This is a genomic window from Sediminicola luteus (genome assembly GCF_040566555.1).
In the GTDB taxonomy this organism is placed as follows: Bacteria; Bacteroidota; Bacteroidia; order Flavobacteriales; family Flavobacteriaceae; genus Sediminicola.
This window is the reverse complement of the sequence record NZ_JBEWYP010000002.1, coordinates 334,976-353,427: the sequence shown is the minus strand read 5'-3', so window position 1 is coordinate 353,427 and position 18,452 is coordinate 334,976. Positions and strand designations below refer to the sequence as shown.

Here is an 18,452-nt window from a genome sequence, read left to right as displayed (position 1 = left end):
TTTTTTTGTTTAACACCCCTCCAACTAAGTTACTTCCTGTTTCCTATTAATAGCTATCCAGACCCAAGTACCATATTAAAGTATTTCTCCCTATTAAGTTGCTACATTTCTGATCGAGTAAATTTCTATTTTCGAATAAATTTGCCCTTGCTGTATTTTGTCGATGAAGAATTGAGTTTAAAGGGCTTCAGAAGTTTTGTTTAACTCCCTTTTATTAGTAGTCACTACACAAAATCAATTGTACACCACACCTAAACCTCAGCACACAACAATAACTTAACTATTTTTTGGTTATCTATTAGCTTTGCGGATACGTCCCATTACAAATAGACGTTAAACAATATTAAAAATAATAATCCCCCCATAGGGGTAACCCTATGAAATTATATTAATGACACATAACACACGTAAAAAAGTTGTTCTTTTCTGCTGTTTTATATTCCTACTAGCGTCCAATGGAATGCGCGCGCAGTCGGGCAATGGAGCAGATTTTGGAATCGAGGCCGACACATATTCCGGGATCCCCAACGTGAATATTGACGATTGGTTTATTGGTACTTCTGGGCAAGGGGTAATTGACGAGAGCAATCTTGCATTGTTTAAAAATTACATCGACACAGGTGAAAATAAGGCATTTGAAGCTTTTATGAGTAACCCCAACTACAGTAACATCAATGGAAAGTTGTGGTATGGCTCCTTATTTGCCCATGACTATATTGCCGAAAAAAATGATAAGACTTCTTTTGGAAATGGAAAAAATGGGGACAACCCAGCTAATTGGGTTGTTAAACCTTCTTCCATTTCAAAAAAAGCGGATATTGTAGATGCATTTGTCCATGTTAGACGTAATGGCATAAAACCTACCGATGAACTCTGGGTGAATATGGCCGTGAGTACCTCGGATAATGGAGGCGCACATTATACTGATGTTGAGTTTTTTATAGAAGAATTAAAATTAACAGGAAATACTTTTTCCAATGTCGGAACGGATGAAGGCCATACGGCGTGGGAATTTGACAACAATGGTAAGGTCACTAAAATAGGAGACTTGGATGTTGGATTTGATTATTCCGGATCCAGTGTCATCAGCTTGGACATTAGAATTTGGATCTCAAGATCAGATTATATTACCAATACCGGTTTTACATATACCGGTTTTGATGGAGAATCCACTACTTCAAAGTTCGGATACGCCCATGTAAACTATGGAGGGAATACCTACAGCAAAATTAATGGTACCCCCACTAAGGCCCCGCCTTGGGGAACTTTTAACACTGACCTATCCCCTTCGAGCACATATAGCAAGGAATCTTTGGCGGAGGTTGGCATCAATTTCACTGGTCTGGGTTTTGACCCTGCCACTATTTTTGGGATGGAAGGGACATGTTATTTTCCATACAGTGCCGTTTTAGTTAAAACAAGGGGCTCCGCATCTTTCAATTCCGGATTGGTCGATTTTTCAGGACCATTTCCATTTTTAGGGTCTGCCAAGGAGGGTAGAATTGACACGAGTTTAGCAGTGCCTGATAATTTTACTAGTTGTACTCCTACCCAAACACTCTCACTACAGGCCAATTTCAAATCCTCAACAGCCCTTTATTTTTGGAAATCCCTAACAGAAGGGGTGACCTTTTTAGATGGGACCAATGAAATGGAGGGAGTCGGATTTGATGAGATTACAGTGAACCAGCCGGGAACCTATGAGTTAAACATAGCTCCCTGTGAAGGCTGTACACCTGACCCTTCCAACGCAACTACAGTAATCGTTTATGCCCAACCTTGTGCAAAGGATGACACGGAATCTGTGATGAAAAACAATTCAATTGTCATACAGGTCCTTGATAATGATAAGGATTTTGACAATAATATTGATATTACCTCCATAAATAACAACGGCCTTTTAAACGCTTCAAATGGAACTATATCTATCTCAACAGCAACAGGAGAAATTCAGTATACTCCAAACCTAGGATATATAGGGGTCGATACCTTTGAATATCAAATATGTGACACTACTGGCTTTTGTGATATTGCCCTTGTTACCGTTCAAACATTTGAGGATATTCCTCCTCCTTTTGATGACTCGGATGGAGATGGCATACTGGATCGTTCAGATTTGGACGATGACAATGATGGTATCCCTGATGTGGAAGAATTAAACACGATTATAGACAATTCCCAACCGCAATGTGGGGGTGAAACTACTCTGGATTTCAGTGCAAATGCAGTTTTGCTCTCAGGGGTTGCCCTAAAACAAGGCGCAGTTTATAGAATCCCGAATGTAACCTTCGGTACTGACGCCCTAGTCACAATTGTACAAATCTATAATGCAACAGTTAAGGACATTGATAATAATAGTGTGGATAAAGCTGCTTTTAGACCTTTTACGGCCTTTAATTTTTCCAATAAGGGGGAGCAGGGTCTGATTGAATATAAAATTAGGTTTGTCACATCCGGAGGATCATCACCTGTTGTACTGGACAAGATTTTCATGAATTTTAATGATATAGATGGGACGAATCAATATGCGGAACAAACCTGGAGCTATAATCCTACCAGTTATGTGATTGCCAATCCAACGGAACTGACCATGTCTACAGATGGAAATTGGGTGATAGGAACAGGGGGCAACAAAACTTATCCGGGAGCAAATAATAAGCAATCCCAAGTTAATTTCGGTGTCAATTATAATTCCAGATCAGAAATAACAATTCGTGTAGGTGCCGTAGCAAGAATTCCCGGGGCTTCCTCTACTGAAAGACAACACAACATTGAATTTGGCTGTGTCACCAATTATGTCGATCCTCAAGTCTTTGGCTTGGACAACGACTCCGATGGAGTCACCAATCAACTGGATTTAGATGTTGATAATGACGGTATATATGATGCTGTAGAAGCTGGTCACGGACAACCACACACCAATGGTATTGTAAACGGAAGTTTTGGCGCCAACGGTTTGGCGGATGTGGTAGAAACAGCCGTGGATAGTGGAAAAATCAATTATTCTATTAGGAATACTGATGGTACTCAAGGTCCGGATTATATGGATACAGATAGTGATGATGATGGCTGTAGTGATGCCAATGAAGCATATTTCAACATGAATGCTGATAAGGGGGATAATGAATATTACGGATTGGGCAACCCGCCAAAAACAAATGCCGATGGTGTAGTGATTGGCGCAACGTATCAAACACCAGAGGACATCGATAATAATGGCATCTATGAATTTAGAGAGAATACAGCTCCTACTATTACCACTCAACCTACAGATGTACAAATATGTCCAGAAAATAACGCAACCTTTAAAGTCACAGCTATTAGGACAGACCACTACCAGTGGCAATTATTTGACGGTACTACTTGGGTTGATCTAAGTGATACCGGTATTTATAGTGGTACTAAAACAGACACATTACAAATTACCAATCCGACAATTTCAGATAATGGCAATCAATATCGTGTGATGGTATCAAATGACACCTATATATGTCCTGCCGATGCTTCGGCTTCTGTCACACTAACAGTATACACACCTCCGGTAGTTACGGCCAATGCCTCTTCCATGAAAATAAATTCAGGGGAATCGGTAACCTTAACTGGATCGGGAGCAGATTCTTATATGTGGGACAACGGTGCAGTAGACGGCATACCGATCGTTTTATTCTCAACAACCACTTTTACCATAACCGGTACCGATGCAAATGGATGTGAAAACACCGATTCGATTACCATAGAGGTGAACGGTACGGCTGATATAAGCTTAAACAAACATGTGGATATCAGTAATCCCAATGTAGGGGATACCGTACTATTTTCATTGACTTTGACCAATGATGGCCCCAATGACGCAACTAATGTGACCGTGGTGGATTATGTGCCAAGTGGATTCTCTATTGGCACCATAGGCAATGGAGGTACTTTAAACGCAAATACAATTACATGGATTTTGCCTTCTGTAGGGGTTGGAACACATGTGCTGACCTACGAAGCGATAATAAATGCCCCACTAGGAACGGCTAATGAATACAAAAACATTGCTGAGATTACCCAGATGGACCAAGTTGATCCTGATTCTGCACCGAACAATGATGACAATGATCAAAGTGAGGATGACGAGGACAGCCATACTATTCCCACACCAACTGTAGATTTGGCCATTGATAAATCGGTCAACAAATCAGAGTCCTTTATCGGGGATACGGTTGTTTTTACCATTGCGGTTACAAATAGTGGGCCATATGTTGCCACTAATGTGGGTATAACCGATGTACTGCCTGCCGGATATGAATTTGTATCCTCAATTACTACAAGTGGAAGCTATGACCCTTCAAGCTCAATGTGGACAATCCCAAGCATTGAAGTAGGGCAATCCGTCAGTTTGGATTTGACAGTTATTGTAACATCCATAAACGATTACAATAATATAGCTTCTTTATCTTTCGTGGATCAGTTAGATACACATTCATCTAACGATTCAGATGAGATTGGTGTCGCTATTAATGAGATGTCCGATATAAGTTTGAGCAAGACTTCAGACACCTCCAACCCAAATGTAGGAGATACCATACTATTCACATTGACGGTTACAAATGAAGGCCCCAATGACGCAACTAATGTGACCGTGGTGGACCAAGTCCCTAGCGGCTTTAACATAGGGGCGATAAATAATGGTGGCACCTTGTCCAATAATGCCATAACATGGGATATCTCGAATCTTTCTGTTGGAAGCCATGTCCTGACCTACGAGGCTATTGTAAATCCTCCTACTGGAGCTTTGGATGAGTACAAGAACATTGCAGTGATAACAGAGGTTGACCAAGATGACCCAGATTCCTCCCCAGATAATGAAACAAGTAACCAAAGCGAAGACGATGAGGACAGCCATACCATCCCCACGCCTACTGTAGATCTTGCAATTAGCAAAACAATAGACAAGCAACAAGCTAGCATTGGTGATACCGTTGTTTTTACGGTTATGGTTGCCAACAACGGTCCTTATGACGCGACCAATGTGGAAATAAGTGATGTATTACCATTGGGATACCAATTGGTATCAGAAGCTGCGGCCAGTGGAAGTTATAATAGAACAACATCCTTATGGGAAATACCACTTCTTAGTGTTGGCTCAGCTACCCAATTAGAAATGATAGTTACAGTAACCGAAATAAATGAATATGTCAATATAGCTATTCTTTCATTTGCAGACCAAATAGACCCAGTTTCAGAAAATGATATGGCCGAATCAGGTATTGATCTATTGGAAGAAAAATCTATTCAGGATGATTGTATAATTGTTTTCAATGAATTTTCACCAAACAACGACGGACTGAACGATGTTTTCTTTATAGAATGTATTGAAGATTACCCTTTAAACAACCTAAAGATTTTCAATCGTTGGGGAAACAAAGTATTTGAAACCAAAGGGTATAAAAATGATTGGCGAGGCACCGTTTCGGTAAAAAGTTTTAATGGCTCCGACGAAAATTTACCGGTTGGCACCTATTATTATCTTTTGGACTTCGGCGATGAAGCAACACCTACCAAGAGCGGATGGTTATATATTAGTCGATAACACAAACTAACAATTTCACAAATCAGATAAGTAAACATTAATGATCCCCCAAACCATACGAAGTTTAATAATACTATTGCCGTTTCTTATAACAGCAATTGTCCAGGCACAGCAAGAACCCCAATATACCCAATATAATATTAACACCATGACTGTTAATCCGGGATATACAGGGTCAAGGGGGCATTTAAGCATTATATCACTTTATAGGTCGCAATGGGTTGGTATTGAGGGCTCTCCAAGAACCATAACATTCGGTATAGAAACTCCGGTAGGTATTTTTAATGGGATGGGTCTTTCTATATTACATGACGAGCTGGGTCCAGCGCAAGAAACCTATATAGATGGAAACTATGCCCACAATTTAATCTTGAACCGCAAGGGAGATAGATTGGCGCTTGGAATGAAAGTTGGTATAAAATTTTTAAGCCTTGATTGGTCCAAGGGTAGATACAGGGATCCAGAAGCCGCCTTTAATGAAAATATTAATAGCAAAGTGCTACCAACAATTGGCACCGGTCTCTTTTATTATACGAACACGTTCTACCTCGGCGCCTCCACCCCCAATATCATGCCCGGAAAACATTATGATGACATAGCAGAATCCAAGGCATCGGATAGAACACATTTGTACTTTATCGGTGGATATGTAATTGATCTAAATCCCGATTTGAAATTTAAACCCTCATTTTTTGTCAAGAATGTTATAGGAGGCACTATGTCCATTGACCTTTCGCTTAACTTCCTAGTATACGAAACTTTAAATTTAGGGGTAAACTATAGAAGGGAGGATTCGTTGAGTGGCCTTTTTGGCTTTCAAATAAATCCCAAAATCGATCTGGGATATGCTTATGACTATAGTATTAATGATCTAAATAATTATAACCAGGGAACTCATGAGATATTTTTTAGATATCAATTGATTTCAAAAGATAAAAAGCTAAAATCCCCGAGATTTTTCTAATTAACCAACCATGAAAAATCTACTTACGAACTTATATTCCTATTATTTATACAAATCCAACACGATTAGATTTAGTTTCATTCATCCCTAATTGACACGAAAAATGAAGTTTTTAGATTCTTCTCCTAAGCATAAACCCCTTGTTTACGACAAAATGCATCACTTTCACAACAAAAAGTAATCGAATGGCACTTCATCCGTTAAATTCGTAGTTTAAAGACAATAAGGATTTAAACTTACTGAAAATCAGAACAGTACAACAACTCAATAAATGAGTTACTTTTTACGTTATCAATTAAAGATTTTAAAGACAAGTTCCCAATTAATAGCTGCACCAATGAAAAACCTTCTTACAACCTATATATTCCTTCTCGCTATATTATGCAGCGCCCAGGGTATAAAGAAGAATTATACAGCAAGTAATGGCGATTATGCCTCTGTTTCACATTATAACAAAAGTCGAAACATTTACTCAACGGTCCCTAGCAAGCGAGTTTCTGGGGAAGCGTTTAAAAGAACGGCTGCAAAAAATAATATCAACAGTAGAACTTTCTATAATCTAAAAGGTGCAGATGAAGGGTATTACATCGTTTCTGGTGTATTTTCTGACTTGACCAATGCCAAAAAATTGGTGCAAAAACTCAAAGGTAAAGGTTTTGACGCCGGCTTTATAAGCAATGCTGACAATGGCCTTAACTATGTCTACTTGGCACAATACGATTCTTTGGACAAAGCAATTAATTCTTGTAATTCCCAATTGAATGGTTCCTATACCGAACCTTTCTGGTTGATGAACGTGGATAATGGTGGCAAAGCCAATAAAATTGACCCGAAGGACAAATCTGTTTCTCCATTACCATCATCTTCAGATGATACTAAGACCAATACCCCCCCTCAAGAGACCAAACCCTTAAGAAATAGCAGGACAAAAGAGTCTCAGAGTGATCAGGAACTGTCAATAGACGAAGTTACCTATGATATGCTTAATGCGGTAGAAGAGGAAAACAATGATAAGTCAAGAAACAGACGCCCTTTAAAAAGAGAAATTTCCTATTCCAAAGAAAAGGATAGCCCAAATGCAAGTAGACTTATCCAAAAGGCAGATGAGTATTTTAACAAAATGTGGTATGCAGAAGCTGCCGAACTATATGAAGAGGCCTTAAAAAAGAATAGTAAAAATTATTCCTTTGACATCCTTCAAAAAGCAGGGGACGCATATTATTACAATACCGATATGCCTAAAGCCTATTATTGGTACAATATCTTATTTGAGCGCTATGAGAAGGATCTATCTCCAGACCAACTGTTCAAATATGCACATACGTTAAAAGGTACAGGTAAGTACGGTAGATCAAAGCGTTTGATGCGACTTTATGACCAGGAAATGAAAAAAGGCAAATCTGGTAATTCCAAAGTAAGTCTAAATGCGGAAAAGAAAGAAGCTGTCTTGGATAATATTTTAAGCAAAGAACAGAATTTCGGGATTAAGAACCTGGCCATTAATACCAAGTATTCTGAATTTTCCCCCATGTTCCATAATGGAGATGAAATTGTCTTTGCATCTGCGAAAGATTCTTCGTTTTTAAAAACCAGACGGTATAAATGGAACAACCAACCTTATTTGGATCTCTACGTGTCCAAGATTAATTTGGAATCACAGGATTTAAAAAGTGCTATTAAATTTTCTAAGAAAATAAACACCAAATATCACGAGGCATCGGTTACGTTTTCGCCCGACAATCTTACCATGTATTTTACTAGGAACAATTATGGAAGAAAGTTGAAAAGAGATCAAAACGGAATTAACAATCTCAAAATATACCGATCGGTTAAAGTAAATGGTGAATGGACGGAAGCTTCAGAATTACCATTTAACAGTGATGATTATTCTACCGGCCATCCAGCCTTGAGTCCAGATGGGAAAAAACTGTACTTCGTTTCTGATATGCCAGGAAGTATAGGTGAGACGGACATTTTTGTGGTGGATGTTTTGGAAGGTGGACAGTTTTCTGCCCCTAAAAATCTTGGCCCTGAAATAAATACAGAACAAAAGGAGATGTTTCCTTTTATCAATGACAAAAAATTATACTTCGCATCCAACGGACATGTCGGTCTAGGAGGATTGGACGTTTACGAAGTAGCTTACGATGAGGAGGGATTCCAGGAAGTTAAAAATATGGGACAGCCCATTAATAGTAATAAGGACGACTTTTCCTATATCGTGAATGAAGAAAATCAAAAAGGATATTTTGCATCCAACAGAAAAGGTGGAAAGGGCGATGATGACATCTATTCCTTTAAGCGTTTGCTAGTGGAAGAGGTAGCACCCAACCAAAATGCAATAGCAGGGGTGGTCACAGAACTGGTTACTGGTGAGGTGATGCCACAAAGTTTGGTTACACTATTGGATGAAAACAATATTAAGTTAAAAGAAGTGGTCACAGGAGACGATGGCAGCTTTATATTTGAAGATCTGGAAGGCAATACCAAATACACCTTAAAAGTTACCCAAGACTCTTATTTTGATCAAGAGGTGCCTGTAACTACCAAAGACAATGAGTTGGTGAACATGGATATTTCCATTAAAAAGCTAAAAGACCTTATCGCTATAGAGAATGGTATAAGGAAGCTTAAAACCGACATGATCTATTTCGATTTTGATAAATTTAATATCAGGACTGATGCAAGTTTAGAATTGGACAAGGTGGTCAATGTTATGAATGAGTACCCTGATATGGTCATAAAGATTGAATCACATACCGATTCTAGAGGTAATGATGTATACAATAAGTATCTGTCAGACAAAAGAGCTAAGTCTACCAGGGATTATATTATTTCGAAGGGTATTGATGCTGCACGAATAGAAAGTGCTACTGGATACGGGGAAGAACAATTGATCAACGAATGTAAAAATGGGGTTCGTTGTTCTGGAACGAAGCACGAATTGAACAGACGCTCTGAAATCATTATTGTCAATATGTAATATATGTCAACTTAAATCCCAATAGATATTCTATTATTACCAACGATTCCATAATCTAATGCCCCAACAATAAACCCTATGTTTCTTGTTGGGGCATTTTACTTTGCCAATAAATATCCCAATCTTTCCAGCGTTGTCATCCTCAGTTGGTCTTTTACCCATCTGCTCATCTAAAAAACTTCTTAAACAGGACCTGTTTCCTTTAATCCGATTTTTCAATCCCTTTATCTTGGTAGTTTATCGAGTAAAATAACACTTCATCTGCCAGTATAAAATATTGGTGATTTCATCCGCAGAAGCGCCCATTTGAGCTAGTATTTTTCTTGTATTCCCTTAATACCCCGTACTTTGAGATAACTTAATCTAAAACTGTGGGGTATGACAAAATTATTACTTATCAAAGAAATTTATTTAGAAGGCTTTAGAAACCTAGGCCATTTTATCATCAAGAACTACCTAAAGGTATTTTCTTGGGTGTGTTTCTCCTTAATTCTCGTTGCCATGTACGCATTGGTATTCAGAATGTCAACAGGATTCGTGTGGGATTAGACTAGAGCCCATTAAAATTTATATCAAATCCCTTTGGAATCATCCAAAGGGATTTTTTTATGCCCTTTATTATAACCCATCCCATCTCTTTGACGATTAACGTTCATAAATCTTCTTCTTGACGGTCCTATCTTATGCCCTATCATGGTACAATATATACCTTGATACTTCTCACAGCCTGAACACCTAATAACTACACGCCAACATTTGGAGCAACCCGTTTATCCCACAAAAAAAACAGTTCATAGAGGAAATAAAATAGGAGGATTCCTACATCTAGTATTTCTTCCATTTGGCCAATAAATTATTAATAAGCGCATAACCAACCTACCTTTAATATAGTATTAACCCGAAAAAATACGATTATGAGCAAACTACTACTTGTTAAAGAGATATACCTAGAAGGTTTTAAAAACTTAGGACATTTACTTATCAGAAACTATTTTAAGGCACTCTCATGGTTTTGCTTTGGGTTGTTTGCCGTTGTGGTTTATGCCTTTGTTTTTAGATTGATCACAGGCTTTGCATTTGATTAAATAGCAATGTCTTTATAATACTGTTTTTCCACAAAAAATGGTTAAGTATCTGTTTTTGGATTAAGAAAAAAGGGTCGCAATGCGACCCTTTTTTAATGACCCTAACCCATCCAACACAATTTTACTTCGGTATTGTGCTCTTCTTTCCTATAAACTCCACTACAGGCCTTAAATAGCCTTTATGCCCATAGCTGTATGGTGTCTCCCATAGAACAAAAGAGCGACCCGTTTAGGTCGCTCTTTTTATAACTATAAATCAATGATTTCTATTTCTTGGGCTTATTAAATTTTATTGATTTCAATATAGCTTCCAATTCAAACATATAATCCCTCTTTTCCGTAGATGGTGCAAAAGTGAATCCTTCTATGACCAGTTTTCTGTCATTGGCCTCATCATTGATTATATATGTTAGGAATGGCCCTGCCATTGGATATCCGTTGATCTCCCAGATGCCCTTGACCTCAACGGCCTTTTTTCCCGCAATTTCAGCTGGAAACACATAAGGCGAAAAAGCCTTTTCCGTCATCATATAGGTTACCTTTTCAGGAACATCCGGTCCTGGAATGTATTTTTGACCAATAGAGTCCCGCATCGCCACAATATCTTTGGTAAAGGTTGAGTCGTTCTGAAAACTATCGCTGGGCATTGAATAAACAATAATATTCATGACTCCTTTCGGGATCTGACGGTCTATCCAAACAAAATTATCCTCTTGCTTACCAACCTTATAGACAGATGGCATGGAAAGGGTTATTCCAAATTTATCCTCAAGGACTTTTTCCTTATTCAAGGATCTCAGGAATCTTTTTTGTGCTTCTGTGATTTCAACAGACTTAAAAGCCTCAATTATCTTTTCGGCATTCTCCTCTAAATTTTTGATAATTTCCTCATCAGTCCTTCCCTTTATGACCGCAACCTTTTGTGGCTTTGCATACATATCCGTTTTGATATGCCCCAAATCCAGCGAATCCTTATCAACGAACAGTACAGATCTGGTATTTCTAACTGTGCCGGTAAAAACGTTGGAACCCATGTGGTTTATAGTGAACAAGGGCTCTTCCCATGAAAGTCCCAGAACAGGTGCAGCAAAGTATTCTCTGACCTTGTCCCCTACCGGTCCCTTCCAAAGCTCATTGTCCATAACCACGGCCACAGAATTTATGGCCCCAATAGATTCTGGTTTGTACTCTATTTTCTTTTGGTCCTTACAGGAAGTCACTGTAATTAAGAGGATGAGAAGAACCGTTACTAATTTTTTCATTTTGGTTTGATATTTATGGGTTAACAACTGCACAATTTTATTTTTGCGCCAATTTTAATGTCATTCCCTCTAATACCGTTCCATTCTCGTAAATTTTCAATAGTAATTCCAGGATATTTTTTGGATATGGTCCAAAGTGAATCTCCACTCTTAACCGTATGGACCTTTGTACCGCTTGCTATTGCTGATTTTGTTGAGCTATTTGATGATGAAGAGGAGGTCCTCGAAGAACTTGATGCAACGGGATTTTTTGCATAGATCGTGAGGCGTTGTCCTACCCTAACAGTGTTGCCCCTCAGGCCGTTCCATTGTTTTATTTGGCTTACCCCAACCCCGTGTCTTTCTGCAATCCTGCCTAAATAATCTCCACTTCTAACCCTATAAACAATCTTGTCCTGTGCCTTTATCAATTCTGGCAAGGGTTTTTCCTCCGTTTCCAGTTCTGATTTTACATGGGCATAGATAGCAGTTTCATTGGTCACGAATTTTCCCATGGCCTCTCTTGGCAATCGAAGCACATAGTTCTTGCCTTCTACATAGGGTATAACATCCAATTTATAAGATGGATTAAGAATTTGCAGCTCTTCTACTGAAACATCCACCAACTCTGAAATCTGATTAAACGTAATCAAGTTTTTTACATGTACCGTATCTGTATCAAATAGAGGTCTATCAATTTTTTCGCGTTGAAATCCATGCTCTTCAGCATATTCAAAAATATACATTGCCGCTAAAAATGCAGGAACATATCCCGCGGTTTCCCTAGGAAGGTTTCTTCTGATGTTCCAATAATTGGTATACCCCCCAGACCTTCTGATGGCCTTATTGACATTCCCTGGGCCAGAATTATAGGCAGCCAAGGCCAAGTCCCAATCATTAAAAATACCATGAAGCCTTGACAGATATTTTGCCGCTGCTTTCGTTGAGGCGATAGGATCACTGCGTTCATCCACATAACTGCTCACATCCAGGTCATACATCTTCCCTGTACTGTACATGAATTGCCATAAACCGGTGGCTCCCACCCGAGATCTTGCCCTTGGATTTAAGGCCGACTCAATAATAGCCAAATACTTTAGCTCTAGCGGTACATTATAATTATCCAGTTCCTGTTCGAACATGGGAAAGTAAAACTGACTTACCTTGAGCATACGTTGCATCAATCCCCTTTTTCTGGTCAAAAACGTCTTGATAACATTTTCAAGCGATGGGTTATAGGCGATATTAAAAGGAGTCTTTTGATCCAATATTTTCAATCTGGCCTTCAGTGTTTCCGTATCCAGATCGTAATTGTAAATGGAATCCACTTCCAGTGTGGTCACTGTTTTATAAATGGAATCGAAATAGCTTTGATTTTCATGCAGTTCCTTCAACCACAATTTATCGTACTTTAAAACATCCGTACGATCAGACAAATTATACTTATTCTTGACCTTCACCAATATTGTCGGGGAATCTTCCAATTGTCCGGGAGACTCCATAAGTTCCATTTGTTCCACACCTTCCATATCCATGGCTAGGGTATCTACTGGAACTTCCACAACAACCTTATTCTTTCGTTGTTTTTTACGCGTACCATCCTTTTGTTGTGCCATAGCGGACACTGCAAAAAGACAACAAAGTACAAGACCAATTTGTTTTAATTTCATCATAAGCTTTCTTCAGATTAATATGGGGAGCAACGAAAATCGCACAAATTTAGCAAACATTAAAAAATACCCTCTTAAAGTATTGATAAACTAAATTTGCGTGTACCATTCATAACGTTTTTAATCCTCTAATATTGCTGCAATTCCAGGCAAAACCTTCCCTTCTAAACTTTCCAACATTGCACCACCACCGGTAGAAACATAGCTTACTTTTTCCTCAAATCCAAATTGTTTTACTGCGGCAACAGAATCTCCACCCCCAACTAAGGAAAATGCACCTTTACTTGTGGCCTCATCTATATAATTACCTAATGCTATGGTTCCTTTGGCAAAACTTTCCATCTCAAAAACCCCTATAGGCCCATTCCATAATATGGTCTTGCTGTTCAAAATAACCTCCTTAAAGTTGGCCAACGTTTTTGGACCTGCATCCAAACCTTGCCATCCTTCAGGGATTGCGTCTACATCCACAATTTTAGTATTGGCATCGTTGCTAAAACTGTCTGCAGCTAAAACATCAACCGGGATATGTACTTTTACCCCTTTTTCTTCGGCCTGCTTTAAAATATCCAAAGCCAGATCCATCTTGTCATCCTCACAAATGGAATCCCCAACTTTTCCCCCTTTTGCTTTGACAAAAGTATAGGTCATACCACCTCCAATAATCAAATGGTCTACCTTGCTCAAGATGTTCTCTATAATTGTGATCTTGGAAGAAACTTTGGAACCTCCTAAAATAGCGGTTACCGGCTTCTCTCCCGTGCGCATCACTTTTTCTATCGCTTCAATTTCTTTGGCCATTAAATTTCCAAAACATTTCTCCCCTTTAAAAAATTGAGCAACAACCGTTGTTGAGGCATGTGCCCTGTGAGCCGTTCCAAAGGCATCGTTCACATAGATGTCACCTAATTTAGAAAGCTTTTCTGCAAAATCGCGATCCCCTTTTTCCTCTTCGGCATGAAAACGAAGGTTTTCCAACATCAATACCTCCCCATTTTTTAGTTCGGCAACTGCTTTCTCGGCTTCCTCCCCAATACAATCACTGACAAATTTTACCTTTACCCCAATAATTTCAGAAACCTTATCCAAGATATGGCCCAGGGACATATCTGCGTTTGGCTTCCCATTTGGTCTTCCATAATGGCTCATTAAAACAGCACTTCCGCCATCTTCCAAAACTTTGATGATCGTAGGTTTTGCTGCTTCAATCCTATTGGAATCCGTTACATTAAAATCTGCATCCAAGGGGACATTGAAATCAACACGGATTAGGGCTTTTTTATCTTTAAAATTAAAATCGTTTATGGTTTTCATCTTTACAAGGATTTTTTTTGAGAAAAACAAATGTAAAGATTTCTCTAGTATGTTTAAACCAGGGAGACATATTCTTTAAGGTTCAGGCGCAAAACAACCTATAGTTGTTCACTTTGTAACCAATTGGCACACAATCCTTATAAAAATGCTCTTGGTCCGTTGTAAATGACGGATGCTTTCCTATTATGGAAGAACAAGCAAATAAACTATATTTGACCCATGCTTTTTAATGACATTTTAGGATTATCCCATATCAAAAAACATTTGACCCTCAGTGCCGATGCGGGCCGCATTCCGCATGCACAGTTATTTGTGGGAAAAGAAGGCTGTGGCACATTGCCCATGGCCCTAGCTTATGCGCAATATGTCATTTGTGCCAACACTCAAGGGGAGAACGTTGGGGAAAACACCGCTTGTAACACAAAATGCAATTCCATTTCCCATCCCGATGTTCATTTTGCTTTTCCTGTATCCAACAGCGATAAGGTAAAGAGTCATGCCGTGAGCAACCATTATATGGAGGAGTGGCGGGAGTTTCTTAAGGAACAGCCGTATGGCAACCTTTTCGATTGGTACCGACTAATCGGCATAGAGAAAAAACAGGGCATGATAGGGGTTGACGAGGCTCAGGAAGTGGTAAAAAAACTCGCCCTAAAATCTTACGAAGGCGGATATAAGGTCATGATTATATGGATGGCCGATAGAATGAACAATTCAGCAGCCAACAAACTGTTGAAACTAATTGAAGAGCCCCCTGCAAAGACCGTTTTTATTCTTATTACAGAAGAGGAGGAACAAATTATTCAGACCATACGTTCCCGATGCCAGGTGCTTCACTTTCCCCCGTTGGCCGAAGAGGTTATTGCCGAAGGACTTGTGGAAAAGGGGCTTACCAAGGAAGAAGCCTTGCGGATTGCACATGAATCGGATGGAAATTTTAACAAGGCTCTGGATTTGATGAACAAAGATTCAGAAGATCTGGTGTTTGAAAGGTGGTTTGTTCAGTGGGTGAGAAGTGCTTTTAAAGCCAAGGGCAACAAAGCTGCTATCCATGACCTTATCCTATGGAGTGAGGAGGTAGCCAAAACAGGAAGGGAAACACAAAAGAAATTTTTGCTGTACTGCCTAGCGGTCATGAGACAGGCCATGCTTACCAATTACAATGTATCTGACCTTGCGTTTATGAAAATCCATGTGGAGGGCTTCCAATTGGCGAAATTTGCCCCCTTTATCCATGAAAACAATATTCTACAGATCACCCAGGAACTGGAAGATGCCATTTATCATATAGGGCGCAACGGCAACTCTAAAATAATACTGACAGATCTATCTATAAAACTTACGCGATTACTTCATAAGAAGGCCGCATAAACTCAAAAAAACCAAATTATTAAACTTAATACTCAAATGGAAAACATTACCAACAACGCCACTGAAATTCTTTTACTATTTTTCTTGTTGATCACCTTTTTACAAAGTGGAATTGACAAGCTCGTTGATTGGAAAGGCAACCTATCATGGTTGACTGGACATTTCGCCGAATCGCCTTTAAAAAATATGGTGCCTATGTTGTTGGGGATCGTGGTGGTCACGGAAATGATAGCTGGGATCCTTTCTGCTGTTGGATTGTTCCAAATTGTTACAGCTGGAGAAAGTCAGCTTGCATTTTACAGTGCCATTGTATCCTGTGTTGCCCTATTGATGCTATTGTTCGGACAGCGCATGGCCAAGGACTACGAAGGGGCAAAGACCATTGCGGTCTATTTTATCCCTGCCATCTTTTTGGTATTCCTATTACAGGCGTATTAAAAATACCCTTTCAAAACTGCAAAACATTATAAACGAAAAAAACCGTCCTGTTGGGACGGTTTTTTTTTGAGGCATCGAGCAGATTCGAACTGCTGTACAAGCTTTTGCAGAGCTCTGCCTAGCCACTCGGCCACGATGCCAATTTTGGATTGCAAATCTACAAAAATTAATTCTAAGAAAAATTAATTTTATCGTAGTTTTATTTAAATCGAACCCCTGTACTATTTGTTGTGGTTCTCCCCCCAATTATCTCAAAAGAGAATTGGTCTTTGCGGTAATTGAAAACGGTCTTAAAAAATAAGACCGTTCTTCTTTGAGGCATCGAGTGGACTCGAACCACTATAAAGGTCCTTGCGGGACCCCGTCTCTCCATTTCGACCACAATGCCAAGTACTACTGCAAAAGTAATTTAATTTATAACTCTAAAAAACTGAACCTTCGTTTTTCAACGAGTTCTTTGCAAGTTTATCGATACCATTTCCACATCCCCACCTATTGGAGGATTAATTTTTGAGACAGATATTTCTACCTCTTCCACCGTTGGCAGTTCTGAGAAAACGCGGTCCATAATCCGTTTTGCCACATGTTCCAATAACTTGGACCTTACCTTCATCTCCTCCTTTACAATGCGGTTGAGATGCACATAGTCTACGGTATCTACTAAATTGTCTGATTGTGAAGCTTTGGCTAGATCGGTTTTCACTTCAAGATCCACTCGGTAATCGCTTCCTATGATTGCTTCTTCTTCAAGGCAGCCATGGTGTGCATAAGCTTTGATGTTACTTAATTTTACTTTCCCCACAATCGTTTTAAATTTCTACAAATTTAATCCAATTGGATGGAAAAGTTAGTACATACACCTACAATTACTAAGTCCTTGGAATAGATCTACCCCTAAGGTGACCACGTGGGTTCCTGTACTGAAGCCCATTATTTCATTCAGGATTACCTGATAGGAATATCCAAAATAGAAATTGTTCTTTTTAAGTCCGAAAATTGGGGCGATGTACAAAGGATTTCCAATCTGATCGTTCAAGAAACGATAATTCACCCCTGCATAATAGTAATCCTCAAAATCGTACCATCTGAATTTCACGTTCAAATCTGTTACGGAACGCCCATCACTTTCAAAATATTGATAAAAGACAGACGGTTCTATCTCCATATCGCTGTTCTTGCTCTTCTTATATCTGTAGCCAGTATAGACATAGTAATTCCTAAGTCTATTAGGTTCAAATACGGGGTTGAACTTGGTCAGATCCTTATCCAGTAGGTTGGAGGCATTGACACTTAGGTAAAATTTATCCTTACGATAAAGTAGACCCACATCAAAGTTATGATTGGTAGTGGCCCTATCATCCGTGACCGAAGCATCATTATTATCCCTGAAATTCTCTATATCGATACGGAACTGATTAAAATTATAAGAGATTCCGAAGGACAAAAACTCATCATCATACCGGTCCAGCGTCAAATGGTGAGCAAAAGAAAGTCTGGCTCCCCTTTGTTTCGTCTCCCCGTTACTGTCATTGTACAAGAGCATTCCTACGCCCGACTTTTCTCCAACCCTGGCATCTGCCGCCAAGGATTGTGTGTCAGGTGCATCTTTAATTCCTACCCATTGGGTAAGCCCATTGATCCTTATCTTAATGTGATCCCCGATCCCTGAATAAGTAGGGGAAATTACGAAAGGGTTATCCGCCAAGTATTGGGAAAGCTGGGGTAAGGTCAGCTCCTGTCCTTTGGAGGCCAGTGTAACAAAAAGCAACACTAGGGTTAACACCGTATTTCGCATAATTCAATTTAGGTTA

General features: G+C 39.2%; 12 protein-coding genes and 1 tRNA gene. 7 read left to right on the top strand and 6 right to left on the bottom strand.

From position 1 onward, the window contains the following. The first annotated feature begins 391 nt into the window (after positions 1–391). The 5 genes from ABXZ32_RS05185 (at position 392) to ABXZ32_RS05165 (ending at position 10,607) form a co-directional block, all read left to right on the top strand. Positions 392–5,575, top strand: a complete 5,184-nt coding sequence (locus ABXZ32_RS05185) for a T9SS type B sorting domain-containing protein (protein ID WP_354617606.1) — start codon at positions 392–394, stop codon at positions 5,573–5,575. A gap of 40 nt (positions 5,576–5,615) precedes the next feature. Beyond that, the gene (locus tag ABXZ32_RS05180) at positions 5,616–6,539 is read left to right on the top strand and encodes a PorP/SprF family type IX secretion system membrane protein (RefSeq protein ID WP_354617605.1); all 924 of its coding nucleotides are present in this window, start codon (positions 5,616–5,618) and stop codon (positions 6,537–6,539) included. Positions 6,540–6,876: 337 nt separating this feature from the next. Further along, positions 6,877–9,522, top strand: a complete 2,646-nt coding sequence (locus ABXZ32_RS05175; RefSeq protein WP_354617604.1) for an OmpA family protein — start codon at positions 6,877–6,879, stop codon at positions 9,520–9,522. 378 nt (positions 9,523–9,900) lie between these two features. Continuing rightward, positions 9,901–10,071 (top strand): DUF6747 family protein, encoded by a 171-nt coding sequence (locus ABXZ32_RS05170; protein WP_200960634.1) that lies wholly within the window; start codon positions 9,901–9,903, stop codon positions 10,069–10,071. Positions 10,072–10,436: 365 nt separating this feature from the next. Further along, positions 10,437–10,607 (top strand): DUF6747 family protein, encoded by a 171-nt coding sequence (locus tag ABXZ32_RS05165; protein ID WP_354617603.1) that lies wholly within the window; start codon positions 10,437–10,439, stop codon positions 10,605–10,607. 266 nt (positions 10,608–10,873) lie between these two features. On the opposite strand, the gene ABXZ32_RS05160 is transcribed toward ABXZ32_RS05165, so the two are convergent. The 3 genes from ABXZ32_RS05160 to ABXZ32_RS05150 all read right to left on the bottom strand — a co-directional run bounded on the left by ABXZ32_RS05160 (position 10,874) and on the right by ABXZ32_RS05150 (position 14,832). Then, on the bottom strand, positions 10,874–11,869 hold the full coding sequence (locus ABXZ32_RS05160; protein WP_354617602.1) for a DUF4837 family protein: 996 nt from the start codon (positions 11,867–11,869) through the stop codon (positions 10,874–10,876). 20 nt (positions 11,870–11,889) lie between these two features. Then, a complete protein-coding gene (locus ABXZ32_RS05155; protein WP_354617601.1) occupies positions 11,890–13,521 on the bottom strand; it encodes a lytic transglycosylase domain-containing protein in 1,632 nt (543 codons plus the stop codon). 117 nt (positions 13,522–13,638) lie between these two features. Next, complete coding sequence (locus ABXZ32_RS05150) at positions 13,639–14,832, bottom strand: phosphoglycerate kinase (protein ID WP_354617600.1); 1,194 nt, start codon at positions 14,830–14,832, stop codon at positions 13,639–13,641. A 219-nt stretch (positions 14,833–15,051) separates the two neighbouring features. Between ABXZ32_RS05150 and ABXZ32_RS05145 the strand changes: the two genes are divergently transcribed. Both ABXZ32_RS05145 and ABXZ32_RS05140 read left to right on the top strand, forming a co-directional pair. Continuing rightward, on the top strand, positions 15,052–16,203 hold the full coding sequence (locus ABXZ32_RS05145; RefSeq protein ID WP_354617599.1) for a DNA polymerase III subunit: 1,152 nt from the start codon (positions 15,052–15,054) through the stop codon (positions 16,201–16,203). A gap of 36 nt (positions 16,204–16,239) precedes the next feature. Further along, positions 16,240–16,641: a DoxX family protein gene (locus ABXZ32_RS05140; RefSeq protein WP_354617598.1), complete on the top strand. Its 402-nt coding sequence runs from the start codon at positions 16,240–16,242 to the stop codon at positions 16,639–16,641. Positions 16,642–16,710: 69 nt separating this feature from the next. Here ABXZ32_RS05140 and ABXZ32_RS05135 read toward each other — a convergent pair. From ABXZ32_RS05135 to ABXZ32_RS05125, 3 genes are all read right to left on the bottom strand, one after another. After that, positions 16,711–16,781 (bottom strand) — tRNA-Cys (locus tag ABXZ32_RS05135). Positions 16,782–17,086: 305 nt separating this feature from the next. Further along, a complete protein-coding gene (gene folB, locus ABXZ32_RS05130; protein WP_354617597.1) occupies positions 17,087–17,443 on the bottom strand; it encodes a dihydroneopterin aldolase in 357 nt (118 codons plus the stop codon). 45 nt (positions 17,444–17,488) lie between these two features. Next, the gene (locus ABXZ32_RS05125) at positions 17,489–18,436 is read right to left on the bottom strand and encodes a PorP/SprF family type IX secretion system membrane protein (RefSeq protein WP_354617596.1); all 948 of its coding nucleotides are present in this window, start codon (positions 18,434–18,436) and stop codon (positions 17,489–17,491) included. Positions 18,437–18,452 lie beyond the last annotated feature (16 nt).